Source organism: Hymenobacter baengnokdamensis (genome assembly GCF_008728635.1).
In the GTDB taxonomy this organism is placed as follows: Bacteria; Bacteroidota; Bacteroidia; order Cytophagales; family Hymenobacteraceae; genus Hymenobacter; species Hymenobacter baengnokdamensis.
The window spans coordinates 3,666,143-3,692,067 of record NZ_CP044285.1 but is presented as its reverse complement, the minus strand read 5'-3'; the positions used below and the strand labels follow the sequence as shown (position 1 = coordinate 3,692,067).

Below are 25,925 nucleotides of genomic sequence, written 5' to 3'. Positions count from 1 at the left end.
TAGCCAATTGTTATTTTATTCTTTCGACCGCAGTGTTCTATGTCCGCCGTTATTGCCTCCGCTCCCTCGCTCACCGCCGCCCGCCAGGCCCTCAAGCGCTACTACGGCTACGATAATTTTCGCCCCATGCAGGGCGATATTATCCAGAGCATCCTCGCGGGCCAGGATACCGTGGTGCTCATGCCCACCGGCGGCGGCAAGTCAGTCTGCTTCCAGATTCCGGCCGTGGTGTCGGAAGGCGTATGCGTAGTAGTGTCGCCGCTGATAGCGCTGATGAAAGACCAGGTCGAAGCCCTGAAAGCCAACGGCATCGTGGCGGCTTACATCAACAGCAGCGTGGGCCAGAGCGAGGCCAACGACATTGCCCGCGCCGCCGTAAGCGGGCACCTGAAGCTGCTCTATGTCAGCCCCGAAAAGCTGCTGAGCGATGGCTTTATGCAGTTTCTCACGCGGGTCAACGTGAGCATGTTTGCTATCGACGAGGCCCACTGTATTTCGAGCTGGGGCCACGATTTCCGGCCCGAATACACCCAGCTCGGGACGCTGCGCCGGCATTTTCCAGGCACGCCCATTATCGCTCTCACGGCCACGGCCGACCGCCTTACCAAGCGCGACATTATCACCCAGCTCAGCCTGCACGAGCCCCAGGTGTTTTTGTCGAGCTTCGACCGGCCCAATATTAACCTCGTGGTGCGGCCCGGCCAGGACCGCATCGGGCAGATTCTCGACTTCATCGGCCGCCATCCCCAGGACGCGGGCATCATCTACTGCCTCTCGCGCAAGAGCTGCGAAACTATTGCCCAGAAGCTTCAGCAAAAAGGCATTAAAGCGGGCTTCTACCACGCCGGCATGACGCCCAACCAGCGCGGCAGCGTGCAGGAGGCTTTTTTGCAGGACGACCTGCAGGTTATCGTGGCCACCATTGCCTTCGGCATGGGCATCGACAAGAGTAACGTGCGCTGGGTGATGCACTACAACCTGCCCAAAAACATCGAGGGCTACTACCAGGAAATCGGTCGCGCCGGCCGCGACGGCTCGCCTGCCACGGCGCTACTCTTCTACAGCTTCGCCGACGTGCTGTCGATGCGCGAGATGGTGACCAAGGACGTGCCCGCCCGCCAGGCCCAGCTCAACACCGCCAAGCTCGAGCGTATGCAGCAGTTTGCCGAAGCGGCCAGCTGCCGCCGCCGCATCCTGCTGCACTATTTCTCCGAAGACCTGGGCCGCGACTGCGGCAACTGCGATATCTGCCGCAACCCGCCCACTACCTTCGACGGCACGCTATTGGCCCAGAAGGCCCTCTCGGCCAGCGCCCGCGCCCAGCAGCGGGTTGCAATAAATCTATTAATAGATCTATTGCGTGGAATGCGTAATCAAGCCGTACTGCAAGGCGGCTACGACCAGCTTAAAACCTACGGCGCGGGCCAGGACCTGCCCTACCTCGACTGGTACAGCTACATCCACCAGATGCTGAACGATGGCCTGTTTTACATCGCCTACGAGGAAGGCTACGCGCTCAAAATTACCGAGCGCGGCCAGCAGGTGCTGAAAGGCCAGCTGCCGGTTTCGCTCAAGAAATTCCAGGTGGCCGAGAAGGCCGAAAAGCAAACCCGCGCCACCAAAAAAGCCGCGGCCGAAGCTGCCGTGGCCGGGGCCGGCACGCCCGAGGCGCGCTTGTTTGAGCGTCTGCGCCAGCTGCGCAAGCGTATCGCCGACGAGCAGGGCGTGCCGCCCTACGTGGTTTTTACCGACACCACCTTGCAGGAAATGGCCCGCGAGCAGCCTACCAGCCGCATTGCCATGCTCTCGGTATCGGGCGTGGGTATGAAGAAGTTTGAAACCTACGGCGAGGCGTTTATCGAAGCCATTTTGCAGCATAGTCCGCCCCGCCCCGTGCCCGATGCCACTGATACGTCGCTGAACGTGCCGCCCTTCAGCGAGGATGACTACGCGCCCGCCCCCCGCTCGGCCACCGCCAAAGCCGCCGACCGCGACGTAAATGGCACCGAAGAGACAACCTTCCTGCTCCATCGCCAGGGCCTCAGCCCCGAGCAGATTGCCGAGCAGCGCGGCCTGGCCGTGAGTACCATTAAAAGCCACCTGGAGCGCGCCTATACTAAAGGCCTCGACCTGCGCATGCAGGATTTCCTCTCCGATTCGCAGCTCGCCGAAATTGCCACCGCCCGCGCCCAGCTCGGCGGCGCGCCCGCCCTGCGCGACCTCTTCGACCACCTGCGCGAGAAGTATGATTACTTTCAGCTGCGGCTGGCGGGGATAAAGCAGCAGCGGCGACGCTAATAACTTGTTGACTACCAGGCTTGGAAGACTTTGGTGCATCGGTCACCACAAATTCACGAGCTTCCAGCATTGTTGTTGGATACGCAGCGTAGGTGGTGCCAGCAGAGAGGTGTTGGTAATCGAAACCATGTTGGTGTAAAAACTGAACTACCTTCCACTGCCTGCTAGCATTTTGACGAGGCGGTCGGAAACGATGTGAAAATCGCACGGCTGGCTTCCCGCAGTCGGGACATGTAGTTGACTGTGAATCATCATAGTCAACTCCCATATTATAGCCCTTGCGGCAGGCTAAGCATACTATCTTGTAACCCTATCATATTGCCTGATGTGGTAGCGGAAATTTATATTATATATTATTACATAAATAATTTTTTTAATAACAAATAGGGAGTCAACTCTTCCAAGCCCACCCTGACTGTATAAGCCCTCGTTTACGCACACTTCGTCGCAGCCGCCTCAGTCGAGGCGGCTGTTTTTAAATATCCGTGACCCAAAAATTCATTGCTCTCAACAATTCCCACCTCATTAGCGTTGACAAGTCTAATGGAATTAGTAACTTGCGACCGGTGTTGCCGGTTTTGTGCGTCGCGTGCCCTCCGCGTTGGGTTTTTCCTCCCTCGTCTTTCCTATCCGTTATGATTAATACCAACCTCAAGTTCTGGCGCCGCGAGCTGGGGCTTACGCAAGCACAATTAGCTGATAAGCTGAGCATCAAGCGCTCGCTGGTGGGCGCCTACGAAGAAGGTCGCGCCGAGCCGCGCCTGGCCACGCTCGTCAACATGGCCCGGCTCTTCAATATTCCGCTCGACTCGCTGGCGACCACCGACTTTACCAAGCGCAAAAACGCCAAAACGGCCGCCGCCCTGCGCGAAGCTGGCCCGTTGGTCGATACCCTGCCCGAAGAAAAGCCGCTGCGGGTACTGGCCTTCACCGTTGGTCCCGACGACAAGGAAAATATCGAGCTGGTGCCCCTGAAAGCTGCCGCCGGCTACCTCAACGGCTACGCCGACCGCGAGTTTATCGAGGAGCTGCCGCGCTTTCGGCTGCCCATGCTGGCCAGCACCGGCACCTACCGCGCCTTTGAGATTGCCGGCGACTCAATGCTGCCGCTGGCCAGCGGCACCACCATCGTGGGCCGCTACGTCGACGACTGGAGCAACATCAAGGACGGTACGCCCTGCATTGTAGTCAGCCAGAAGGATGGTATCGTATTTAAGCGGGTCTATAACAAGCTGAAGCAGAGCGCAATGTTTGCCCTACAGTCGGATAATCCTTTGTACTCGCCCTACGATGTAAAAGCCGAGGACGTGCTCGAAATCTGGGAAGCCAAGAGCTACATCAGCAGCGCTTTTCCCATCGGCGGCGTGTCGCTGGAGCATCTGGCTAGCATGGTCATGGACCTTACGCAGCAGGTGAAGCAGCTGCAATTGCAGCGGGCGTAAAATAGCTGATAAGTAAAAAGGGAGACTGCGTAAAAGCAGTCTCCCTTTTTACTTATCAGCTGGCAGGTAGAGGTGAAATAAAAATTCACTCTTCTTACTAAACTGAATTCTTCTCAACCGTAACGGGTACGTTTAGTATTTGACCTAATAATGTAGCAGATTTCAATGCACTTGGGTAGCCAACGTAGGCCGCAATAATTCCTGTCGGCGACTGTGCATTATGTAATAATACTTGCCATTTGTGCTCGGTTGACACTATTCCGCCATTATAATCAGGTGGAGTAGAGCTATCCGCTAAGGATAAAAAATAGTTTTTGCTATAAGGCCTTATGGTGATGCGACTTATGGCTGGTAGTGTTTGCCATTGTCCAAATCGTAAACCAAGAACCCAAGTATATATTCTGTACTTGGATAGTGTCGAATTAAGCTCGAATTTTTGGTGCTGTAAAACTGTAGCCGCAAGCACAGCTAAACCAGACATACCGGAAATTCCGATAATCAAAACATTCAACGTATTAAAACAAGTTAAACAATCGTTTGAATTAATAAAAAGCGAAATTCCTGCCAGCCAAATTAAGAAGGAAGAAATCGCAGCAGCTACAAATCCTTTATACCAATGTTCAAATAGAAATGGTCGACTCAGCACGCCATCATAGTGGTCGGATGAGCCAACCATTTCGTGTGGGCTAGTCATTACTTCAATTGCATTTCCTCGATAATGCGCTTGATTTTCTCCTCCGCCTTTTTGTGCGTCTGCTCATAATCGGCAATGGAAGCCAGCGGCTCCTTCACGCTGAAATAGAACTTGATTTTCGGCTCGGTGCCGCTGGGGCGGGCCGAAATTTTGTCGCCGGCGGCGGTAATGAATTGCAGCACGTTGGAGCTTTCCACGCCGGTGCTGTCTTCCTGGCCCGAGGTGAGGTGGTGGATTTTGCCGGTCTGATAATCGCGAATCTCCACTACCGGCGCGCCGGCCAGGGACTTGGGCGGGTTTTTGCGCAGCTCCACCATCATCTCCTGGATTTCCTCGGCGCCGCGCTGGCCTTTTTTGGTCAGCGAAATCAGGTCTTCGACGTAGAGGCCGTACTGGGCGTACATCTGCTGCATTTCCTGGTAAAGCGTGCGGCCCTGGCTCTTGGCTATGGCGGCCATCTCGGCTACGAGGGCGCAGGCGGTTACGGCGTCTTTGTCGCGCACGAAGTCGCCGATGAGGAAGCCGTAGCTTTCCTCGCCGCCGCAGATGTAGTGCTCCTTGCCCGCCAGCTCGCGGATAAGGCCGGCAATGTACTTGAAGCCAGTGAGCGTGCGGTAATATTTCACGCCATAGTAGTGGGCAATTTCGCCCAGGATTTCGCTCGTCACGATGGTGTACACGATGAAATCGTTGGGTTGCGCCTTGCCGGCCTGCTTGCGAGCCGATAAGATGTAGTGCGTCAGTAGCGCGGCCGTCTGGTTGCCGTTGAGCAGCACCCACTCGCCCTTTTCGTTTTTCACTCCGACGCCCACGCGGTCGGCGTCGGGGTCGGTGGCGAGCACAATATCCGCGTTCTGGGCCTTGGCCTGGTCGAGGGCCATCTGCATGGCCGCTTTTTCCTCCGGGTTGGGCGACTGCACGGTGGGAAAGTTACCGTCGGGCGTGGCCTGGGCCTGCACAATGCTTACGTTGGTAAAGCCAAACTCGGCCAGCGCCGGCGGCACCAGCTTAATGCCCGAGCCGTGGATGGGCGTGTACACGATGCCTAAATCGTGCTGCTGCTGAATAGCGGCCGGGTTGATGCTCAGCTTCTTGACTTCGGCCAGGTAGGCAGCATCTACTTCCGGCCCGATGAGGTGAATCCGGCTCGGGTCGGCCGTAAACTTCACTTCCTCGGGGCTGGTGATTTTATTTACCTCAATAATAATATTCTTATCATGCGGCGCTACTACCTGCGAGCCGTCGTTCCAGTATACTTTATAGCCGTTATATTCCTTGGGATTGTGCGAGGCTGTGATAACGCAGCCGCTCTGGCAGCCCAGGTGCCGGATGGCAAACGACAGCTCGGGCGTCGGCCGCAGGCTGTCAAAAAGATAAGCCGTAATGCCATTGCCCGAGAAAATGCCAGCTACCGTCTCGGCAAATAGCCGGGAGTTGTTGCGTGAATCGTGGGCGATAGCTACTTTAATTTCCTGGTTAGGGAAGCTCTGCTTCAGGTAGTTGCACAGGCCCTGGGTAGCCATGCCCAGCGTATAGCGGTTCATGCGGTTCGAGCCCGCGCCCATAATACCGCGCAGGCCACCGGTGCCAAACTCCAGGGTGCGGTAAAAGGCGTCGTTGAGCTGGTCGTCCTGGTGCGTATCAACGAGGTGTTTGATTTCGGCCTGAGTAGCGGCATCGTAAGCGGGCGTAAGCCAGGTGTTGATGCGCTGCTGAACGTCGGAGGAAAGGGGCATGGGAAAGAAAGTTGAAGAGGCGGGGACGCACAAAAGTAAAGACGCCATCGGGCGTCCTTACAAGGGGTTGGTTTACGTACGAGGCCGGGGCAGCGAAGTTCAGCGCTTACGCAGCCGCTGGGTTTTCCTCGCGCAAGGCCACGCCGTAGCGCTTGGCGAAGCTTTCGAGCTGACCCCGGAGCACGGCGCGGCGGCGGGTTCCTTTCACCTCGCGCATGTTCAGCACATGGATATCACCGTCTTTGAGGCGCACCCGCAGCTGGCGGGGCATAAGCTCGAGCAGGCTCATGTTCTCGGCGGCAAATACCTGCTTGGGCCGAAACAAGCCCGCCTTGTGCACCAGGTAGCCGGGCGCAAACTCGAAGTAGCTCTGCGTACCAAACACCGGGGCATTATGTACGAGAATAAAACCCAGGTACAGCACGCACCCCGCCAGAAAAACATAGCTCAACCAGTAAAAATCCTGGCTGCTGGGCGAGTTGCGCAGCATCAGTACGGCATAGAGTATGGCAAAAAGGGCCAGTGAAACCTGCACCCCAAACGAGAGGCGGGAGGAGTTGGCCGGGCGTAAGCGAATGCGGGTAGTACCAGTGGGCATGGGGCAAAAGTAGGTAAGAGTTAAAAGGTATGAGTTAAGAGCTGGCGGGTGGGCTGGCTAAGTGCCAACCTATCAACTCCTAACTCATAGCTTTTAACGCTTAGCTCAATTTAGCTGCCAGGGTCATTTCGGGTACGGCGCTCAGTACTTTCGATACCGGGCAGTTGGCCTTGGCAAACTCGGCGTGCTTCTGAAAGTCTTCGGGCGTGATGTTGCCGCCGGTTACTTTTCCCTCGGTGCTCACGTGAATCTTGGTGATAACCGGCGGGTTCTGGGAAGGGTCCAGGGTCACGGTTGAGGTGGTGGTCAAGTCTTCTACCGTGTGGCCGTGCTGCGCGAGCACAATCGATAGAAACATAGTGTAGCAGCCCGCGTGCGCTGCGCCGATAAGCTCTTCCGGGTTGGTGCCTTTCTGGCCTTCGAAGCGCGAGCCCACCGAGTAGGGGGCTTCGACTACGCCGCTTTTAGTGCTGATGGTGCCGTGGCCCTTGCCATCGCCCTGCCATTGCGCTTTGCCAAATTGATTAATCATGAGGAGAGTAAGAAAATGAGGAAAAAATAACTGCCGACACTCAAGCTGGCAGCAGTGATACGGGCGCAAGACTACAAAGATTTGTGCAGCTTTTGCAAGTGTAAAACTAGACAAAATAACTAAGCCGGCCCGCCGTTTACTCGTCTGGTGCCGCTAAAGCTTACCCCGCAACCCTGATTCGGCGCAAAAGCCACCTTGCTGCGGGTGACCTACTTTTGTCCTTAATGGGACTAAAAGCCGCCTTGAGCCGCCCGCTGGCGGCCTACACTGTGCACCGCTACCGGCAGTGGCAGCGCCACCCGGCCGCCACGCAGCTGCACCTGCTGCGCGAGCTGACACGTACCGCCGCCGGCACGGCCTTCGGCCGGGCGCACGATTTCGGGACTATCCAAACGCCCGCCGACTTTGCTGCCCGCGTGCCCGTTCGCGACTACGAGGCCCTTAAGCCGTATTTCGACCGCGTAAAAGCCGGGGAGCCCAACGTGCTCTGGCCGGGCCGGCCGCTGTACCTGGCCAAAACCAGCGGTACTACCAGCGGCGCCAAGTATATCCCGATTACCAGGGCCAGCATCGGCAACCACATCAACGGGGCAAAGGATGCGCTGCTGCACTACGTGGCCGCCACCGGCAAAGCACGCTTTCTCGATGGCCGGCTCATTTTTCTTTCCGGCTCGCCCGAGCTGGAAAGGGTAGGCGGTATTCCGACCGGCCGGCTTTCAGGCATTGTCAACCACCATGTGCCGGCCTACCTGCGCCGCAGTCAGCTGCCCGGCTACGCCACCAACTGCATCGAGGACTGGGAAACCAAGCTCGACGCGATTGTGAGCGAAACGCTGGGGCAAAAAATGACGCTCATCTCCGGCATTCCACCCTGGGTACAGATGTATTTCGACCACCTCACTGCCCGCACCGGGCGGCTGGTGGGTGAGATTTTTCCGGCGTTCGACCTCTTTGTCTCGGGTGGCGTGAGCATGGAGCCGTACCGCGCCCGGCTGCTCGAAAGTATTGGCCGCCCGGTCGATAGCATCGAGCTGTTTCCAGCCTCTGAGGGCTTTATGGCGTTTCAGGACCAGCCCGGCAACCCCGGCCTGCTGCTGCGCCTGGACAGCGGTATTTTCTTCGAGTTTATACCAGCGGAGCGCTTTTTTGAAGAAAATCCGCCCCGCCTCACTATCGCGGAGGTCGAGCTTGGCAGGCAGTACGCCGTGGTGTTAACTTCCAATGCCGGGCTATGGGGGTATTCGCTCGGCGATACCGTCCGCTTTGTCGACCTGCAGCCGCATCGGGTGGTGGTGACGGGCCGCATCAAGCACTTTCTGTCCGCCTTCGGCGAGCACGTTATCGGCGAAGAAGTAGAGGCCGCCTTGCGGGAAGCGGTGCGCCAGTACCCCGAAGCGGAAGTAACCGAGTTTACCGTGGCCCCGCTCGTGAGCGAGGATAAGTCGCAGCCCTCACGCCACGAGTGGCTTATCGAGTTTGCGCAGGCCCCGTACGACCTGGCCAGCTTTGGGGCGGCCCTGGATGCCAGTCTGCGCCAGCGCAATGCCTACTACGACGACCTGCGCCAGGGTAGCATCCTGGTGCCGCTGGTGCTGCGCGCACTGCCGGCCGGGGCATTTCAGCGCTATATGAAAAGCGTAGGTAAGCTGGGTGGCCAGAATAAGGTGCCCCGGCTGGGCAACGACCGGGAGCTGGCCGAGGGCCTGTTACGGATGTAATATATTATATATAATATTTTTAATATAAAATGGAAATTAAAATAACTCTGGCGGGCAACACCACCTGCTAAGGAACCGTATAGCGTGCTGATAGTGTGCAACTGCCGCACTGTCTTTTCCACGTTAAACATTCCATTTAGTATGAAAGCTACCCAATCTCTGCTGCTTGCTGCCTGCGCTATTTGCCTGAGCAACGCTGCGTTTGCCCAAACTACGCCCAAAACCGGAACATCCTCGACCGGCTCCGTGATGGAAAACGGTACTGTAACCATCCCCCGGCCGCTTAATCAGTCGGGCTCCAACGTTAATAACCCCGAAAGCATCGCCGTAGATGGCACTATGGGCAACAGCGCCAATCTGAGCGGTCAGAAAAGCGCCCATAGCCGTAAAATGCACAAAGACAAAGGGTCTATGTCGGACGGCAAAACGAAGGTGAAAACCAAAATGTAGCCGGTGCTTTGCCCTTGAGGCCAGGCGCTCCCCGCAAAGGCGATTACCAGCAGTGGTAATCGCCTTTTTTATGAAGTGCCCGCTCCGCGGCAGCGGCGGCCACTTTTCTTGGCTAAGTGTCGCTTTGCGAGTAGCTTGCGGAGGCCGCCCGGCCCAAGTAATTGCCGGCGGCTGCCCAGCGCATGGAAATCCCGTACTCCGCCGTCACTGAAACCGCCGCGCCCGCGGCCAGCCTCACCAGCGCCGACCTGGCGCCGGTGCCCGCCGTCGCCCGCACCTGGGGCACCTGGAACTACGCCGCGCTCTGGATTAGCATGAGTCTGTGCATACCGACTTACATGCTGGCCAGCTCGCTTATCCAGGGCGGCATGAACTGGTGGCAGGCGCTGCTTACTATCTTCCTGGGCAATGCCATTGTGCTCATTCCTATGCTATTGAATGGCCGGGCGGGCACGCGCTACGGCATTCCGTTTCCGGTATTTGCGCGGGCCAGCTTCGGGGTGCTCGGGGCCAACGTGCCGGCTATGCTGCGCGCCGTTATCGCCTGCGGCTGGTTCGGCATCCAGACCTGGATTGGCGGCTACGCCTGCTACCAGGCGGCTGTGCGCTGGTGGCCGGGGCTGGGCACGCTGCCGGCCGTGTTCCCAGCCAGCTGGGGACTGGCCACGGGGCCGGCTAGTACCTTCTTTCTATTCTGGCTGCTGAATATGTACGTCGTCTACCTCGGCGTTGATAGTATTCGCAAGCTGCTGGTATTCAAGGCATTTTTTCTGCCCGCCGCCGCACTGGCGCTGCTGCTGTGGGCCATCTCGGCCGGCCACGGCCTGGGGCCGATTCTGGCGCAGCCCTCGCACTTCACCACGCCGGGCGGCTTCTGGAAGTTTTTCTTTCCCTCGCTTACTGGCATGGTCGGCTTCTGGGCCACGCTCTCGCTCAATATTCCCGATTTCACGCGTTACGCCACCAGCCAGCGGGCGCAGCAGGTGGGCCAGGCGCTGGGGCTGCCCCTGCCGATGACCTTGTTTTCGTTTGTGGGCGTAGCCGTTACCTCGGCCACGCTGCTCATCTACGGTACCACCATCTGGGACCCGGTAGTGCTGGCCGGCCGCTTCGAAGGCCGCTGGCTCGTGACCGGCGCCATGCTGGCCGTGGCCCTCTCCACGCTGGCTACCAACATCGCCGCCAACATCGTGAGCCCCGCCAACGACTTTGCCAACCTGGCGCCGCAGCGCATCAGCTTTCGGATGGGCGGCTATTTTACGGGCATCGTGGGCCTGCTCATCTTTCCCTGGAAGCTCATCGCCGACCCAAGCGGCTTCATCTTTACCTGGCTGGTCGGCTACTCGGCGCTACTCGGCCCCATCGGCGGCATCCTCATTACCGATTATTACTTGCTGCGCCACCAGAAATTATCCGTGTCCGACTTATATCAACTGGAGGGCCGCTACGCCTATAAGCGCGGCTTCAATCCCGTGGCCCTCGTAGCGCTGGTACTGGGCATTCTGCCCTGTGTACCCGGCTTCCTGGCTGCCATTAGCGTGCTCGACAAAGCGGCCGTGTGGCCCTGGCTGCTGGAAGTATATAATTACGCCTGGTTCGTGGGCTTCTTCGTGGCCGGTGGGGTGTACTGGAGACTGATGCGCGCACAAGGACTTAACTCACTGGGGCGGGTTTAGGCGAAGCGTAACTCGTGCCGACTTTTCGAAGGCACGAGCTACGCTGCGCTAAACCCGCCCCGGCTTAGGGGCCCGGTGCCCGAGGCTGTAGCCTGACGGCTAAGACGGACGTATATTTCAGCATCATGCCTCTCATTACTGACCTTTCGCAACTCGACCCTACGCAGTCTTACACCTACGCCGACTACCTGAGCTGGCGCTTTACGGAGTATGTCGAACTCATAAAGGGTAAGATACTCCGCAAAATGTCTGCTCCCACATCGGAGCATCAACAAATCGCGTCTAATCTTCACGGAGAATTATATGGATTTTTGAAACACCGGCCCTGCCAGGTATTTTCCGCGCCCTTCGATGTGCGGCTGCTGCGCAGCACTGGTAACGGCGATGCCCAGATTCAAACGGTGGTGCAACCGGATATCAGCGTCATCTGCGACCGCACTAAAATTGATAAGCGCGGCTGTCTGGGTGCTCCCGACTGGATAATCGAAATTGTGTCGCCTAGCTCGCTGGTACTCGATACGCGCACCAAGTTTGACATCTATGCCGAAAATGGGGTGGGCGAATATTGGATTGCCTTTCCCGGTGAGCAAACCATTGTGGCGTATGCGCTCTCCGCCGAAGGCCAGTATGAGCCTCTTGGTACCTACGCCGAGCCGGGGCTTATGCAATCACATACGCTACCAGAGCTAGCGGTTGACTGGAAGGATATTTTTGAGGAAGCGAGATAGAGCGGTTGTACCTCAAGCGCTGGGGTAACAGCGTGGCACAAGTTCCGCTAAGCTCGCGCCAGGTTAAAGGTTATTTTTCGTGCTATAGCAGCTTAAGGTAGCACACGAGTTGCGGGTGGTTTAGGCAGTACGCTAAAGGTTTACTTACGCCAGCTCAAACTGCAACCGCAGCAAATTCGCATACAGGCCGCCCACGCGGTCGCTCAGTTCCTCGTGGGTGCCGGCTTCCACGATGCGGCCGCCGTCGATAACCAGGATTTTATCGACTTTCCGAATGGTAGAAAGGCGGTGGGCGATAATGAGGCTGGTGCGGTTCTGCATCAGCTCATCGAGGGCGCCCTGCACCAGCTTCTCGCTCTCGCTGTCGAGCGACGACGTGGCCTCGTCGAGGATGAGGACCGCCGGGTTTTTGAGGATGGCGCGGGCGATGGCCACGCGCTGGCGCTGCCCGCCCGAGAGCTTGATGCCCCGGTCGCCGACCACCGTATCCAGGGCCTCGGGGAAGGCGCTGATAAACTGCCAGGCATTGGCCCGGCGGGCGGCTTCAATAATCTCCTCGTCGCTGGCGTTGGGCTTGCCGTAGGCAATATTCTCGCGGATGGAGCCGCCGAAAAGCAGCGTTTCCTGCGGCACAATGCCGATGTGGCGGCGCAGGCTGGTGAGGTCGTAAGCCGCCACGTCGTGGCCATCGACCAGGATGCGGCCGCCGCTAAGCGGGTAAAACTGCATGAGCAGGCCGGCAATGGTGCTTTTGCCCGCGCCGCTGGGCCCGACGAGCGCGATTTTCTCGCCTGCCGCAATGTGAAAGTCGATATCTTGCAGCACCGCAATGTCGGGCCGGGTAGGGTAGCGGAAGGCTACGTGCTCGTAGCGGATGTCGCCCTGAATCTGGGTCGGCACGAGGCCGGTGGCCGGCTCGCGCAGCGTTGGCTCGGGCGTTTCGTCCAGAATTTCGAGGATGCGCTCGCTCGCGCCCAGCGTGCTCTGCACCTTGCCGTATAGTTCGCCCAGGCCCGCCACCGACGCGCCGATGAAGGCCGTGTAAATGATAAACGACACGAGCTGGCCGATTTCGAGGTGACCGGGGCCGGCCGTATAGACCAGCGTAGCGCCGCGCCACAACACCAGAATGATGCCGCCAAACAAGCCGATTATGACGAAGGACACGAAGCCGCCGCGGTACAGATTGCTTTGTAGGGCGGCCCGCACCACCTTGTTCAGCGACACCTGGTAGCGGGCGGTCTCAAACCGCTCGTTGGTAAACGCCTTTACCGAATTGATGGCCTGCAAAGTCTCTTCCACAATGGTGTTGGTGTGGGCCAGCTCCTGCTGGGTCGTCTTGGCCAAGGTCCGGATTTTTCGCCCGAACAGCCCGGCCGCCAGCACAATGGGCGGAAACGTAACCAGCATAAACAGCGATAGCTTTACCGACACCAGCATAATGAAGGTAATACCGCCCAGCAGCGTAAATACCTGCCGGAACAGCTCCGCCAGCGTCAGCGAAAACGTATCCTGAATCTGGGCCACGTCCGAGGTAATCCGCGACGTAATGGCCCCCACGCGGTTTTGCTCGAAAAAGGGGATGGGCAGCTGCACAAACTTGGCGTAGAGCGCCTGCCGGATATCGCGCACCGTAAACTCGCTTACCTGCGTGAAAAACCAGATGCGTCCGAACGAGAAAAATCCCTGGCACACAATAACCAGAAATAGCAGCAGCGCAATACGGTCAATATCGAGCGTGAAGCCGCCTGGCAGCGATACGGCCTTGTGGTTGGCCGCATCTACCAGCTTGCCCGCCACCCACGGAAACGCCATAAACGTGCTACTGCTGAGCACCAGCATCAGCAGGCCCACGATAAACTTGGCCCGGTAGGGCAGCACGAACTTGAAAATCCGTAGGCTGCGCTTAAGCGACTCTTTATTTACTTTCGGTTTGGGCAGGTCGGCGGTGGCATCGCTGCCGCTGGTATTCATTCCACTACGGGCCATAATTCAATCGGGGCCGGCCAGGAGCCGGCTTGCGTATTTACTTAGACGCGAACAAGTCAAAATTGCTTTGAGTTACTCGCTTAAACTTTCACTAAAAGAACGTCAGGCTGAACGCGGTGAAGCAGCTCTACTTGCTTCCTTGCGCATGGGCAGACGAAGCGGTAGAGCTGCTTCACTGCGTTCAGCCTGACGTTCTTTTTTAATCGGTTAACGGGGTCAGTGTGTTAATTCAGCCCCGGCGCGTCCTTGGCCGAGTGGGGCACTTTGTGGTTCTGCTCGAACTTCACGACGCCCGCGTTGTCGAACGGTACGGGTACCTGCACCAGCACCGGCACCGGTACGCCGCGCCGGGTGGCGGGCTGCCAGGCGGGCAGGGTTTGCACCACGCGCAGCGCCTCGGCGTTGCACTCGGGCGTGAGTCCTTTGGCGATTTTAGGGTTGATGAGCTTGCCGTCGGTACCCACGGTGGCCGTCACGATGACGTCGCCGGTGACGCGCGCGGCCTTGGCCTTGTTGGGTATCTGCACATTCTGCGTGAAAAACTCGCCCATGGCCTCCTCGCCGCCGGGGAAGGTGGGCGGGTGGTCGGGCCGGTTTTCGGCGCCGCCCCCGGCTTGCAGCTGCATGTTGCCGGGCGAAAGCACGATGGGGGCTTTGCCCGGAGCCGGCTTGGTTTGGGCCAGCGCCACGCCGGGCGCAGCGAGTAGGAAGGCGAAAAGATAGACGCGCATTGCAACGATAAAACGAAATAGCAGAGGCCGGTTACCCGTAAAGATACCAGGTGGCCCGGCCCCCGCTAGGACAAACCAACTACCGCTTCGGTTCGGGCGGCGGGCCGCGAAATCAGGAGTAAACCCAGGTAAATAAGCGCCCCGTTGAGCAGCAGGATTTCAAAGCCGAACTTGTAGCCATTCAGCCACTCTACCGAGTGCGTAACGATGAGCAGCGTGAGGCCCACGCCGGCCACGCAGGTAGGCAGCACCAGGCCGTCGCGCAGGCGCCGGCTGGTGAAGATACCAAAGGCAAACAGCCCCAGCAGCGGCCCATAGGTGAAGCCAGCGGCCTTGTACACCGCATCAATCAGGCTTTGCTCGTTGAGGGCGCGAAAGATGAGAATAATGACAATCAGCACCCCCGACCAGCCCAGGTGGGTGAGCTGCCGCAGCCGCGTCTGCCGCGCCTCGGGGTATTTTTTAATATCCAGAAAATCGACGCAGAACGAGGTCGTCAGGGCCGTCAGGGCCGAGTCGGCCGAGGCGTAGGTAACCGCGATGATGCCCAGAATAAAGATGATGCCCGCCGCCAGCGAAAACTGCGTGGTGGCCAGAAACGGGAAAACCTTGTCGGTATCGAGCGTGCCTTTGGCATTGAGCAGCTGCGGCAGGTGGGCCAGGTCGAGGCCGCGCGCGGCGGCGTATTGGTAGAGCAGCACCCCCAGCGTGAGAAACAGCACGTTGACGCTGACGATGACCGGCGTAAACCAGAACAGATTTTTCTGGGCCTCGCCGAGGCTGCGGCAGCTCAGGTTTTTCTGCATCAGGTCCTGGTCGAGGCCGGTCATCACAATGGTGATGAACATGCCCGAGGCAAACTGCTTCCAGAAAAACTTATCGTCCCGAAAATCGGAAAAATAGACCTGCGACATCGGGCTTTCGCGCACTGAGTGCAGGAGCTGCTTGAAGGAGTAATTCAGCGCATCCGACATAAAGTAGATGCTCAGCCCCACGCAGCTCAGCATGGCCATCGTCTGGAAGGTGTCGGTCCAGAGAATGGTTTTTAACCCACCTTTAAAAGTATATAAATAAATAAATAATATACTTACTACCACCGTAATGCTGAACGGGACGCCCATTGAATCGAACACGGCCAGCTGCAGCACGCCCGCCACCAGGTAGAGCCGCAGCGCCGAGCCCAGCGAGCGCGAAATCAGGAAAAACAGCGCGCCGGTTTTGTAGCTCCAGTAGCCAAAGCGCTGCTCCAGGTAGGAGTAGATGCTCACCAGCTGCAAGCGGTAGTAGAGCGGCAGCAGCACAGTGCCAATGACCACGTAGCCCGCCACAAACCCCAGCGCCACGGCCAGGTAGCTCCAGCTTTTGCCATACACATTGCCCGGCACCGAGATAAACGTGACGCCCGAGAGCGAGGTGCCAATCATGGCGAAGGCCACCATGTACCAGGGCGCGTTGCGATTAGCGATAAAAAAGCTTTCGCTGGTAGCCTTGCGCGACGTGAGTACTGCGATGATAATCAGCACGGCGAAATAGCCGGCAATCAGGCTTAAAATAAGGGTAGGCGACATACCCCGCAAAGGTACTTCACCTGCTCACCTGCACACGCTTTATTCCCACTCGCGCCAGCGCAGCACCTCGCCCACGGCGGGCGCGTGCAGCGCGGCGCGCAGCATACCACCGGCCGCCACTTCCGAGAGCAGGCGCAGGGGCTCGGAGGCCGGCTCGTCGCTCAGGTCGAAGGTGCCGTAGTGCATGGGCACGACGTGGCCGGCGCGCAGCACGTTGGTGGCCTTGGCCGCCTCGTGCGGGTTTACGTGGCTCTGGTGCATCATAAAAGGCGGCTTGTAGGCGCCGATGGGCATAAGTACAATATCGAGCGGCCCGAATATTCTCTCAATCTCTTCGAAGTGGTCGGCATAGCTCGTGTCGCCCGCACAGTAGATGAGCTGGTCTTCTGTTTTAATCAGGAAGCTGCCCCACAGCACCTGGTTCAAATCGAACAGACCCCGCCGGTGCCAGTGGCTGGCGGGCAGGTAATAAATTTCGAAAGGCGCGTCGGGGCCGAGGTCGTATTGCTGCCACCAGCCGGCTTCCTGCACCGGCAGCGCGGGGGCCATGCTATGCACCAGCTTCGCCATGCCCAGCGAGGAGAGCACGCTCAGCTGCGGGTTTTGCCTGGCCACCAGCCGAACGGATTGCTCGTCGAGGTGGTCGCGGTGCCCGTGCGAAAGTAGTAAATAATCTATATTCCGCACGTCCTCGGGCCGGCAGGGCAGCGCGTGGCGGTGGCGCAGGCCCAGCGACGAAAACAGCACCGGGTCGAAGAGCAGGCTCACGCCCCCGATGCGCAGCAGAAAGCAGGCGTGCCCCAGCCAGACCAGCATATCCTCGGTCGAGAAAAATGCCTCGGCGCAGGGCACGACGCTGGGAGCCCAGGTGTCGCGCATTTTCTCCTCCTTCTGCGGGTTGGCCGTTAGCTGCCAGCGCAGCACGGTGCTGAGCTTAGGCTCAAACAAGGCCTCGCCATTGCAAAACTCCCGGCCGATGAGCTTATTGCCGGCGTAGCCGGGGCGAATGGTACGCAGCGCCTCGTTGCGGCGGTACTGGATGGGAGCAGACATAAAGGCAGAGAAAGCGGGCGGCACGAATCGGCCGCAAAGTTGTTAGTGTACTGTCCGTACCGGCCAAAGTTCGTAAGTTGGCCGCTGCAATGTTCTTTCAGTTGCCTAATACCCTTTTTTCATGAGCGACAATCAGTTTTTGCCGGACCGTAACCGGTCATCCTCTTACCAGCTCTCGGCCGAAGAGGCGGCCCGCATTCAGGCGCAGTTTTTTGCTCAGGTGTATGGCTGGATGGCTGCCGGCCTGGCCCTCACGGGCGGGGTGGCGCTGTTTGCCGCGGGCTCGCCCGCGCTGCTGAACATCATCTTTGGTACCCGCTTCGTGTTCTTTGGCCTCATCATCGCCGAGCTGGTGCTGGTAGGCTTCCTGTCGGCCCGCATCTTCCAGTGGAGCCGCAGCCAGGCCCAGGCCGCCTTTATCGGCTACGCTTTGCTGAATGGTCTGACGCTGAGTGTCATATTTCTGGCCTACACCGCCAGCTCCATTGCCTCTACCTTCTTTACCACCGCCCTTATGTTTGGGGTAATGAGCGCCTTCGGCTACTTCACCAAGTCCGATTTGTCGGGCTGGGGCAAGCTGCTGAGCATGGCTGTTATCGGTCTGGTAATCGCAATGGTGGTCAACATGTTCTGGGGTAATTCGACGCTGAACCTGCTGACCTCGTTCATTGGCGTCATCCTCTTCACGGCCCTGGCCGCCTACGACACCCAAAAGCTAAAGCAGCTGGCCTTCCTGGGCGTAACCGAAGGCGAGGAAACGCACGATAAAGCATCCATTCTGGGCGCGCTCACGCTGTACCTCGACTTTGTAAATCTGTTTTTGTTCCTGCTGCGCTTCTTCGGTCGTCGCCGCTAGGCTCTTGCAAGGCAAGCTAACGAAAAAAGTCCTGGCTGAATATTCAGCCAGGACTTTTTTCGCGCGTCAATAAGCTACCCGCCGCTATTTGGCGGCGCTGGCCAGCCAGGCGGCCCGGTTCTCTTTCTGCGCCGGGGTAGCCGTCATTTTATCGACGCTTTCCATGGGCTGCACCTGCACGTTGGTATCCTCGGTGAGCACTACCTGCACATTGCGCTCCACGCCAGCGCGGTTGCGCACCCGCACCGGCACTAGGTCGGCGGGCGTGTGGCGGCGCATAATGCCTTCGAGGGTCGCCATATCGGAGATTTTCTCGTTGTCGAGCATTACAATCTGGTCGCCGCGGTCAATGCCCGCTTTGTAGAGGCCCGAGCCGATGGTGGTGTTGCGGCTCAGAATGCAGCGGCCTTCCTCATCAAACTCGACCTGCCGGGGCAGGGCGGCGGCCAGCGCCTTCACCGGCACCACGGCCAGCCCCATCGTGGCCAGGTTTTCGCCAAAGCGCGGGGCCTCGCGGCCGTAGATGTAGCGCCGGAAGAACGAGCCCGCGAAGGCCGTATCCTTGGCCACGGTGCCCAGCACGCGCTGCAAATCGGCCACCGTATAAGCCTTCACCGGCGCCAGCGCGGGCGTCTGGGGCTTGCCAAACTCCTGCCACATGGCCTGCATGTACTTGTCGAGCGAGGTGTGGTAGCGCTGGCGCAGCTGCAAGTCGAGGCACAGGGCCAGGCCCGCACCCTGCACGTAGTACGAGAGGTAAGTATTGTTGCGGTTGGTGGGGTCCAGCGACACGGCCGCGTCGGTAAACGCTGCCTGCCGGCTCATTTCCACGGCCGAGGCGTAGCGCGCGCCCGGCGAATTCAGCCGGGCATTTACCCAGGAGCTGACTTTGTCAAAAAATTGCTCGTCGTCGTAGAAACCAGCCCGGCGCAGTACCAGCTCGCCGTAGTATTGGGTGAAACCCTCGCCAAACCACAGCGCGTCGCTCATGTTTACGCGCTGAAAGTCAAAAGGCTCCAGGCCCTGCGAGCGGATGCGCTCGGTGTTGTAGGAGTGAAAAAACTCGTGCGACAAGGTACCCAGATTATGCAGTGCCCCTTCTTCGCGCAGCGGCAGCGGCGAGGTGAGTGAGGTGGAGTTGCGGTGCTCCATGCCATCGCTGCTGGCCTGCGGCAGGTAGTCGGCCAGGAAGGTATAGCGGCCGAAGTCGAACTGCGGGTACTCGCCACCATAGACGCCGGCGGCCTCACGGACCACCTTTTGCGCTTTTTTTACGAAGGCATCCACCTCGGTGGCGGTGCCGTTGTAGTAGGTTGCCATCTCAAAGTTGCGCCCGCCATCCTGCCAGGCGTGCAGAAACTGCGGCGAGCCCAGCACCGTGGGGCTGTCCATAAAATACTGGAGGTTGGGCGCGGTAAAGGTTGCTTTGTCCTCCCCGCCGGGGCGCAGCTGGGTCGCCACTTTCCAGTTGGCAGGCAGCTCAAACTTCACTTCGGCCGGCCGGTTTTCGAACCCTTGCGCATAGCAGAAAACCGCAGGCATATTCAGGTGCGCGTGCTGCTGGTCGATGCCCGCAAACGTGCCATCGGTGCGGTCGCCGTAGAGGGTATAATTAAATTGCACCGTGCCGTCGGCTCCGGCTTTCACTTCCCAGGAGTACGGGTCGGGCCGGCTGATAGTGAGCAGCTTGCCCGTGCCATCGGTAGCCACAGTATAATAAACGTTCTTCACAAAGTCGTGCAGCGCGTAGCGGCCCGGCGATGAGCGGGCCATGCGCACCAGCAGCTTCTGGCCGGGCGTAAGGCCCGCAAACGTGGCTGCCACGCGCGCCTCGTGGTGCACGGCATTCGGAAAAGATACGGCATAACGCACCGCCGGGCCGGTAGCCGCCCCTTGTGCCAGGGCCAGCCCAGGCAGTAAGGCCAATGCCAAACCGGGTAATACCTCCCTGCGAAGAAGTTTTTTCATAAAAACCAGTTGAATAATGCTAAAGTGTATTCCTAATGCCTAAAACGCAGTTTAAGGCAATGCAAAGTAAGTAGGAAACAAGCTCTAGCAATCGGTTTCCGAGTTAGCCTACTGGGCTGGTCCAGGGCTGGCCTGTAGAACGAGGCTGGCTATTGCGCCCCCGTAAAAGCGCTCCTCCCAGGTCGGGCGCAGGCCCAGCGCCGCCAGGGCCGCGGGCCAGGGCGGCATACGGCGGGCCCGCAGGCCGATGGTCAATCTGAAAAACCAGTACATGGCTTGAATCAGCCAATGGTGCCAGCCGCGCCGGGCGGGCGGGAAATCAGTAACCAGCCAGGGGGCTGCTGGCCGGCGGGCCGCTTGCAGGCGAGCCAGCGCGCCGGGCAGCGCGTCCTCGGTAAAGCAGTCGAGCACAAAAAAAGTCAGAATACCATCAAACTGCTCGCCGGGAAGCAAAGCTGTCTCGGTGCCCTGGCGCAGCTCTACGGTTGCGCCGGGGGGGGCGGCCACTGCCGCAGGCGAGCTCCGGTGCGGGCCAGCATGGCCGCCGATACTTCCAGATACAGTACCTGCGCCTGCGGACGGAGCCGCCATATTTCGCCCAGTACCCAGCCCGAGCCGCCCCCCAGCACCAACAGGCGCGGAGCGGACCCCGGCGGCAGGCCCGCTACCAGAGCGGCGCGCTGTGCCCGGCGCTGCGCGCCGCCGAATACCAGGCCCGCCAGCCAATCGTAAAAGCCGGCCACCGGCCCGAAGTCGGCGTCGGGGTGGCCGTCGGCCGGTAGGGAAGAGGAAGGCAAATCGGGCATCGGGGCGCGGGTTAGAAGTGGGCAAACTAGGTACGAATCTGCGTGGCTGCCGGCTCAAAGGATTTTTACATAAAAAAATTAGGCGCGCAAGTAGCTGAGAAACAATTTTTGGGCGGGCTCCCAAGCTGGCGCAGCACTAAAAAAATGGAGTCAGGCTTGCACCAAGCCAGCGGAGCGGGCTATCTTTGCACTATCAAAAGCCTCCGCTGATAGGGCGGGTCAGCTTTTGAGCTTCGAAATGCGCTTGTGGCGAAATTGGTAGACGCGCTGTCTTCAGGCGGCAGTTCCGCAAGGTGTGAGAGTTCGAGTCTCTCCGAGCGCACAGTTTTTTCGATGAAAAGCCAGCCCCGCAATGGGCTGGCTTTTTTGTTGCCTCGTAATGCTGCCCCTTATCGCGGGGCCGTCAGCCAATTCGGCTTGGATTTCGTTCAAGACAGCTTTCTGTTAATTGCTCGCCATGCCTGCTCCTGGTGCCCCACCTGATTTTTCTGCCGCTGCTTCAACGCCTGCCCGGCGGGCCGGGCTGCTCACCGCCGAGGCCGTTTTTGGCGCTGTGTTGTTTGTGCTGGCCTTTGGGCTGTTTTTTTACCTCACGCGGGTAGTATTTCGCGAGCATTCGCAGGTGTTCGACAATTGGGGGTTTGCCCAAATGGATGCGCTGCGCGCCGCCGCGCCGTGGCTGACGTGGTGGGTGTTTAAGCTTACGTTTTTTGGCTCGGTGCTGTTTTTTGTGCCGGCCAGCCTGCTGGTTCCGCTGGTGCTGTACCGGCGCGGCTACGGCCGCTACGCCGTCGAGCTGCTGCTATCGATGGGGGGCGGGCTGGTGCTGAATGAATTGCTGAAGGCCTGGTTTCACCGCGACCGGCCTACTACGGCCCTCATCTACCAGTATGGCCTCAGCTTTCCGAGCGGCCATGCCATGATGAGCATGGCCTATTACGGCTGCCTGGCCTGGCTGGCAGTGCAGCACGGCGGGCGCTGGGGCTGGGCGGTGCTGCTGATTGGCTGGAGCCTGCTTATCGGCCTCACCCGCGTGTACTTACACGTGCATTACCCCACCGACGTAGTGGCCGGCTTCGCCGGAGGTGCCGCCTGGCTGGTGCTGCTGCGAACGGGTATCCGACTCTTCTGGAAAGAAGATAAAAAGCTGGTGAGCAAGCAGGCGAGTAAGGTAGCGATTGATAAATAGTATTTTTTCTATATTTAAAATTGACTGTCGGATGGCGTTCTGGCAAAGAGCGGACAGCCGGCCAAAAGCCGGCAGCCTGCCCCTTACACCCACTTGGGTACTGCGCTAGAGGCTTACTACTACTTTTTGGCTTGCTGCCAGCGCCTGGCCATTGGCATCCTGCGCCTGCAGAAAGTACAGGCCCGGCGCCAGGCTGCTGGTATCAAGCTGCGTGTACTGCCGGAAGCGTAGCTGCCGAACCGGCCGCCCCGTGGCATCGAGCAGGCGCAGGTATACCTCTGCCTGCGGGTCAGAAAACCGGACGTGCAGCGTGTGCTGCGCTGGCAGCGGCCAGGCGCTGAGTGCGGCAGCAGCCAGGCTGCCGGCTACGGCTATAACGGGCGAATAGGTAACAGCTCCGTCGATAGCAATCTGCTGCAGGCGATAGTAAACGCTGGTGCCCGGCGCCGTAGCATCCACGTAGGCATAGCTGCCCGGCTGCGTAGCGTTGGCGGGGCTGGGCACAAAAGCTATTGTCTCGAACGCCTGCGCTGGCAGCAGCTGGCGCTGTACTGCAAAGCCCCGGTTGCTGGTTTCAGTAGCCGTCTGCCAACTCAGGCGCACGCTGGTGAGGGCCTGGCGTTGGGCCGTCAGGCTGCGGAGCACTACGGGTAGCGGCGCAGCATTAGCTACCTGCTGAGGAAAAAGCTGCACGGCAAAGTCGGAGGCCTGCGTAAAGAAGAGCTGGAGCTGTTGGCGGGCGCCGTCGTAGCTCCAACTGGCCAGGCCAGCGCCCGTTACGCTGAGGGGCGGGCTAGTGAGCGCCAGCGTAAGCGTCGTAGCGCGGCTCACGGTGCCATCGTAGCGAGTGCCGGTCGTCTTTTGCCAGCTCAGCGTAGCCCGATTGGCGGCCTGCACCACTAGCAAATTGCCGGTGTACAGCGCCGTGCCTTGTTGCAGGAAGAGCTGGGCGAAATCGCCGGCGGGAGTAGCCGAATAAAAAGTAAGCTGCCCGTCGGCCCGCACGGCCTGGGGCAGCAGCCCGCTGTTGTCGGCTTGCAGCACCGTATCGGCCTGGGCGAAGGCAATATCAGTAAACGCCGCGCCGGTGCCGGCCAGGGCGGCCGTGGCCCCGCCACTCGTAGTAGTGAAGCGGAGCCCGCGGCTGGTGTAGGGGTAGAGCGCCGCCAAAAACTGGGTTTGGGCACTGCCGCTCTTCTGCACCAGTAGCGTAGTGTGGTTTTCAGTGGTATTATACGTGGTTTCGTGAATGTTAGTAGCGGTGGTGTACGAGCTGGCCCCCCCGTAGCCGTAACATGAGCCAGCAGACTCGCGCCGTTTTTCTGCCAGGTGCCCTCATGGGTGGCCAGGCTGTCGGCAAACGTGCCAGTGGCGGCCGAGCCCCCGGCCAGGCCGGCGCCATGCAGCTGCCAGGTGTAGGTATGCGGCGCGGTGGCGCTCACGGCATCGGCCAGCAGATAGTACGAATTGCGCACAAACAGCGCCTTGCGCACGATACTTGCTCCCTGGTAGGTCGTTTGCACTTCGCCGTAGGCCAGCTGCGCGGTTTGCAGCGGATGCTGCACGGTGCTCATGGTAGGACTACCGGCTCCGGGTGTGCCAATGGCCGGCCCGGCCCCGTCTACGAGCACCAGATTATGATTGCCAGCCTGACCAACTTCAGCCCGGCGGTCGTAGCTCAGGTAGCCGGGGTCGAGGGCCAGCTCCTGGCCGTAGGCATATAGCAGAAAGCTGCTGGCGTCGCCCTGGCTATGGCCGCCGCTGTTGGCCTGGGCCAGGCCCCCGCGCCCGTACAGGTGCAGGTAGGAAGCCAGCGAGTCGTTGCCCGACCGGAACAGCAGGTTGCCGCTGGCCGGCAGGGAGGTGAGGGTAGAATGCGCAGGTGGCGCCGGCACCAGCGCCGCGGCCAGGTAAGCCGCTCGCATATCCACCGTTATATCGCGCAGCTGGGCAGTAAGCGAGTTCAGCGGGCTGCCCGTGAGCTTGCTAAGTGCCAGGGGCTGCACGTACCGGGCCTGGCCGGTAAGGGCCAGCTCGGGCATGGCCATATCTACGTACGAGTCTTCAAGGGCCGGCAGTCGGCCGTCGGGGAGCATAATAGCCGTCAGCCACTCGTAAAGCAGGGCATATTTGGGGTCGAAATAGGGGTTGCGAATGGCGTGCGTGCTCGTGCCGAACGTGTAGGGCTGCCGCCCATCGGGCAGAAAGTGCCCCATTGCCCGGAATAGAGGCAGGCAGTTGAGCAGCGCATACTTACAATAATAAGGTCCCTCGGCGTAGCCGGCCACCTGCGTCGAGTCGGATTGCCGCTGCGCATCGCGCCACAATACATTGTCGATGTTATATAGTCCGGCTCCTGCCCAATTGACGGGTTGCTGAGTAGGGTCGGAGCTGCTGGCCTGGTTCAGCACGATGGCGGCCATGCCCAGGGCCGCGGCAGTCATGAGCGTATGGTTGTTTTTTACCTGTCCATAAAAGCTGTAGGGCCCGAGCGGGGTGGTCGACTGCTTGTACAGATTACCGGCAAACGCCTGAAGCTGCGCCTGGCTAGCCGACAGCGTTTGGGCAGCTATGCCGGCCCCGCGCAACAGGTCATAAGCTATGAGGTAGTCAATCAGCTCTTTAGAGCGCCACTGCCATTCCGTATAAGGGGTGGTGCCCGACCAGGTGGCGAATACTTCCACGTTGGTATTGATACTTTCGAGCAGGCCCTGCGTGGTAGCAGCCAGGGCGGTGCGCTGGGCCGGGGCCAGGGTATCGCCGGCGGGCTGGCGGCCCATCAGCACCACAAAAGCGGCATTTTTGGCAAAAGTGGCCCGGCTGCGCCGCCCGCTCGTCGAGGTGTTGTCGCTCGTGGGGCTGCCCTGCACATCGCCGTACAGGCCCGTGTATAGCGCCTGGGCACTGCCGGCAGCCAGGCTGGCCCGCACTGATGCCAGCTCGCTGGCTTTAAGCAACGTGCGGGGGTAGGAGAGGTCGGCCCCGGCCGGCAGCCAGCTGCCAGTCTGGGCACAGGAGTTGCCGGCTGCCATCCAGCAGCCCAACAGCAACAACAAGCGGAGCCACTGCATCAGGCGGCCGCGTAGGGAGTAAAATAAAAATCTGCCAGCGGCCCGATAGCGGGCCACTGGCAGAGAGCAAACACATAAATAGTGGAAAGGGTATATTGCTCAGGCATCGAGTAGCGCGTACAGTACTCACAGCTGCCTTATATAAAAGCCACACTAATTGCAGCGTTAGAAGGATAAGCTGACTCTACTGTAAATAGTAAAAAATAATTGTACTTACAAAGGTAAAGGCTACTTAGCTTAGCGCTGTTATTTTAGATTGAATACTGAGAAAGTTACAAAATTATCTTCCTCAACTCTAATTCAAGGGTTTCTGCAATAGTTGTGCCCTATTGGGGATATCCTTGCATAAATTGGATTTATGCCATATGACTTGCGTATTAGTTCGTGCACGGCCTGACTGCGGGCATAAACATGAACGAGGCCATTGCCAGGACGAATCTCTACGCTGTTTCCGTATCTATCAGCTCGGCAAAACGGGTAGCCAACTGCCCGAAGTGGCGAATACTTCAAACTCAGCCTGCTTCTCGCCGAACAGACCTTTTTATGTTGTCTCTACCACAACTTGAGCTTGCTACTCGCTATGGGTCCGCGGTATTGTTAAAGCCACTTTTTTTGGTTGATTATGGGTCCTCTATGTCACAATTTACTTATAATTCAGGATAAATGAAAGCTAATTTATAAGCTATCTAAAGCATATTTGACTTTTATTTATAATAAATTATATAAATAATATGTTTTTATTTTAAATTTTATTCTATATAGCATGTTGTAAAAATAGGAACTTTGTCCTTTTAAATAGTCAGCTGGCCCAGACTTTTGAGA

Annotated in this window: 21 protein-coding genes and 1 tRNA gene; 9 read left to right on the top strand and 13 right to left on the bottom strand. The window is 58.9% G+C overall.

The window, feature by feature from the left end:
- The first annotated feature begins 39 nt into the window (after positions 1 to 39).
- Both recQ and F6X24_RS15830 read left to right on the top strand, forming a co-directional pair.
- A complete protein-coding gene (gene recQ / locus F6X24_RS15835) occupies positions 40 to 2,298 on the top strand; it encodes a DNA helicase RecQ (protein WP_151088942.1) in 2,259 nt (752 codons plus the stop codon).
- Between the two features lie 635 nt (positions 2,299 to 2,933).
- Positions 2,934 to 3,740 carry an XRE family transcriptional regulator gene (locus tag F6X24_RS15830; RefSeq protein ID WP_151088941.1) on the top strand — a complete coding sequence of 269 codons (807 nt, stop codon included), beginning with the start codon at positions 2,934 to 2,936 and terminating at the stop codon, positions 3,738 to 3,740.
- Positions 3,741 to 3,837: 97 nt separating this feature from the next.
- Here the strand turns inward: F6X24_RS15830 and F6X24_RS15825 are convergent, their stop codons facing one another.
- From F6X24_RS15825 to F6X24_RS15810, 4 genes are all read right to left on the bottom strand, one after another.
- Entirely contained in the window at positions 3,838 to 4,434 is a 597-nt protein-coding gene (locus F6X24_RS15825) for a hypothetical protein (RefSeq protein WP_151088940.1), read from the bottom strand.
- Positions 4,434 to 6,170 carry a phospho-sugar mutase gene (locus F6X24_RS15820; protein ID WP_151088939.1) on the bottom strand — a complete coding sequence of 579 codons (1,737 nt, stop codon included), beginning with the start codon at positions 6,168 to 6,170 and terminating at the stop codon, positions 4,434 to 4,436. The genes F6X24_RS15825 and F6X24_RS15820 overlap by 1 nt, the downstream gene beginning before the upstream one ends.
- Positions 6,171 to 6,276: 106 nt before the next feature.
- Positions 6,277 to 6,768: a hypothetical protein gene (locus F6X24_RS15815; RefSeq protein WP_151088938.1), complete on the bottom strand. Its 492-nt coding sequence runs from the start codon at positions 6,766 to 6,768 to the stop codon at positions 6,277 to 6,279.
- A gap of 100 nt (positions 6,769 to 6,868) precedes the next feature.
- On the bottom strand, positions 6,869 to 7,300 hold the full coding sequence (locus F6X24_RS15810; protein ID WP_151088937.1) for an OsmC family protein: 432 nt from the start codon (positions 7,298 to 7,300) through the stop codon (positions 6,869 to 6,871).
- A 224-nt stretch (positions 7,301 to 7,524) separates the two neighbouring features.
- Here F6X24_RS15810 and F6X24_RS15805 point away from each other — a divergent pair, with 224 nt between their 5' ends.
- The 4 genes from F6X24_RS15805 to F6X24_RS15790 all read left to right on the top strand — a co-directional run bounded on the left by F6X24_RS15805 (position 7,525) and on the right by F6X24_RS15790 (position 11,872).
- Positions 7,525 to 9,018, top strand: coding sequence for a GH3 auxin-responsive promoter family protein (locus F6X24_RS15805; RefSeq protein ID WP_151088936.1), 1,494 nt, complete (start codon positions 7,525 to 7,527; stop codon positions 9,016 to 9,018).
- A 141-nt stretch (positions 9,019 to 9,159) separates the two neighbouring features.
- Complete coding sequence (locus F6X24_RS15800) at positions 9,160 to 9,468, top strand: hypothetical protein (RefSeq protein ID WP_151088935.1); 309 nt, start codon at positions 9,160 to 9,162, stop codon at positions 9,466 to 9,468.
- A gap of 182 nt (positions 9,469 to 9,650) precedes the next feature.
- The gene (locus F6X24_RS15795; protein WP_151088934.1) at positions 9,651 to 11,144 is read left to right on the top strand and encodes an NCS1 family nucleobase:cation symporter-1; all 1,494 of its coding nucleotides are present in this window, start codon (positions 9,651 to 9,653) and stop codon (positions 11,142 to 11,144) included.
- Between the two features lie 125 nt (positions 11,145 to 11,269).
- The gene (locus tag F6X24_RS15790; RefSeq protein WP_151088933.1) at positions 11,270 to 11,872 is read left to right on the top strand and encodes a Uma2 family endonuclease; all 603 of its coding nucleotides are present in this window, start codon (positions 11,270 to 11,272) and stop codon (positions 11,870 to 11,872) included.
- Positions 11,873 to 12,016: 144 nt separating this feature from the next.
- Here F6X24_RS15790 and F6X24_RS15785 read toward each other — a convergent pair whose 3' ends face one another.
- From F6X24_RS15785 to F6X24_RS15770, 4 genes are all read right to left on the bottom strand, one after another.
- Complete coding sequence (locus tag F6X24_RS15785; RefSeq protein WP_229725156.1) at positions 12,017 to 13,861, bottom strand: ABC transporter ATP-binding protein; 1,845 nt, start codon at positions 13,859 to 13,861, stop codon at positions 12,017 to 12,019.
- Between the two features lie 224 nt (positions 13,862 to 14,085).
- Positions 14,086 to 14,592, bottom strand: coding sequence for an energy transducer TonB (locus F6X24_RS15780; protein ID WP_151088932.1), 507 nt, complete (start codon positions 14,590 to 14,592; stop codon positions 14,086 to 14,088).
- 65 nt (positions 14,593 to 14,657) lie between these two features.
- Entirely contained in the window at positions 14,658 to 16,160 is a 1,503-nt protein-coding gene (locus F6X24_RS15775) for a sodium:solute symporter (protein ID WP_151088931.1), read from the bottom strand.
- Between the two features lie 39 nt (positions 16,161 to 16,199).
- Entirely contained in the window at positions 16,200 to 17,213 is a 1,014-nt protein-coding gene (locus F6X24_RS15770) for an MBL fold metallo-hydrolase (protein ID WP_151088930.1), read from the bottom strand.
- 121 nt (positions 17,214 to 17,334) lie between these two features.
- Between F6X24_RS15770 and F6X24_RS15765 the strand changes: the two genes are divergently transcribed.
- Complete coding sequence (locus F6X24_RS15765; RefSeq protein ID WP_151088929.1) at positions 17,335 to 18,069, top strand: Bax inhibitor-1/YccA family protein; 735 nt, start codon at positions 17,335 to 17,337, stop codon at positions 18,067 to 18,069.
- A gap of 84 nt (positions 18,070 to 18,153) precedes the next feature.
- On the opposite strand, the gene F6X24_RS15760 is transcribed toward F6X24_RS15765, so the two are convergent.
- The 3 genes from F6X24_RS15760 to F6X24_RS15750 form a co-directional block, all read right to left on the bottom strand.
- Positions 18,154 to 20,037, bottom strand: coding sequence for a M61 family metallopeptidase (locus tag F6X24_RS15760; protein WP_151088928.1), 1,884 nt, complete (start codon positions 20,035 to 20,037; stop codon positions 18,154 to 18,156).
- Positions 20,038 to 20,145: 108 nt separating this feature from the next.
- The gene (locus F6X24_RS15755) at positions 20,146 to 20,544 is read right to left on the bottom strand and encodes a class I SAM-dependent methyltransferase (RefSeq protein WP_151088927.1); all 399 of its coding nucleotides are present in this window, start codon (positions 20,542 to 20,544) and stop codon (positions 20,146 to 20,148) included.
- Positions 20,517 to 20,843 (bottom strand): class I SAM-dependent methyltransferase, encoded by a 327-nt coding sequence (locus F6X24_RS15750; RefSeq protein ID WP_151088926.1) that lies wholly within the window; start codon positions 20,841 to 20,843, stop codon positions 20,517 to 20,519. Before F6X24_RS15750 ends, F6X24_RS15755 begins: the two co-directional genes overlap by 28 nt.
- Before the next feature lie 240 nt (positions 20,844 to 21,083).
- Between F6X24_RS15750 and F6X24_RS15745 the strand changes: the two genes are divergently transcribed.
- Positions 21,084 to 21,165 (top strand) — tRNA-Leu (locus F6X24_RS15745).
- A 135-nt stretch (positions 21,166 to 21,300) separates the two neighbouring features.
- Positions 21,301 to 22,032: a phosphatase PAP2 family protein gene (locus F6X24_RS15740; protein ID WP_151088925.1), complete on the top strand. Its 732-nt coding sequence runs from the start codon at positions 21,301 to 21,303 to the stop codon at positions 22,030 to 22,032.
- Positions 22,033 to 22,137: 105 nt separating this feature from the next.
- On the opposite strand, the gene F6X24_RS19215 is transcribed toward F6X24_RS15740, so the two are convergent.
- Positions 22,138 to 22,491 (bottom strand): T9SS type A sorting domain-containing protein, encoded by a 354-nt coding sequence (locus tag F6X24_RS19215; protein ID WP_229725525.1) that lies wholly within the window; start codon positions 22,489 to 22,491, stop codon positions 22,138 to 22,140.
- A gap of 440 nt (positions 22,492 to 22,931) precedes the next feature.
- On the bottom strand, positions 22,932 to 25,103 hold the full coding sequence (locus F6X24_RS15730; protein WP_151088923.1) for a heparinase II/III domain-containing protein: 2,172 nt from the start codon (positions 25,101 to 25,103) through the stop codon (positions 22,932 to 22,934).
- Positions 25,104 to 25,925 lie beyond the last annotated feature (822 nt).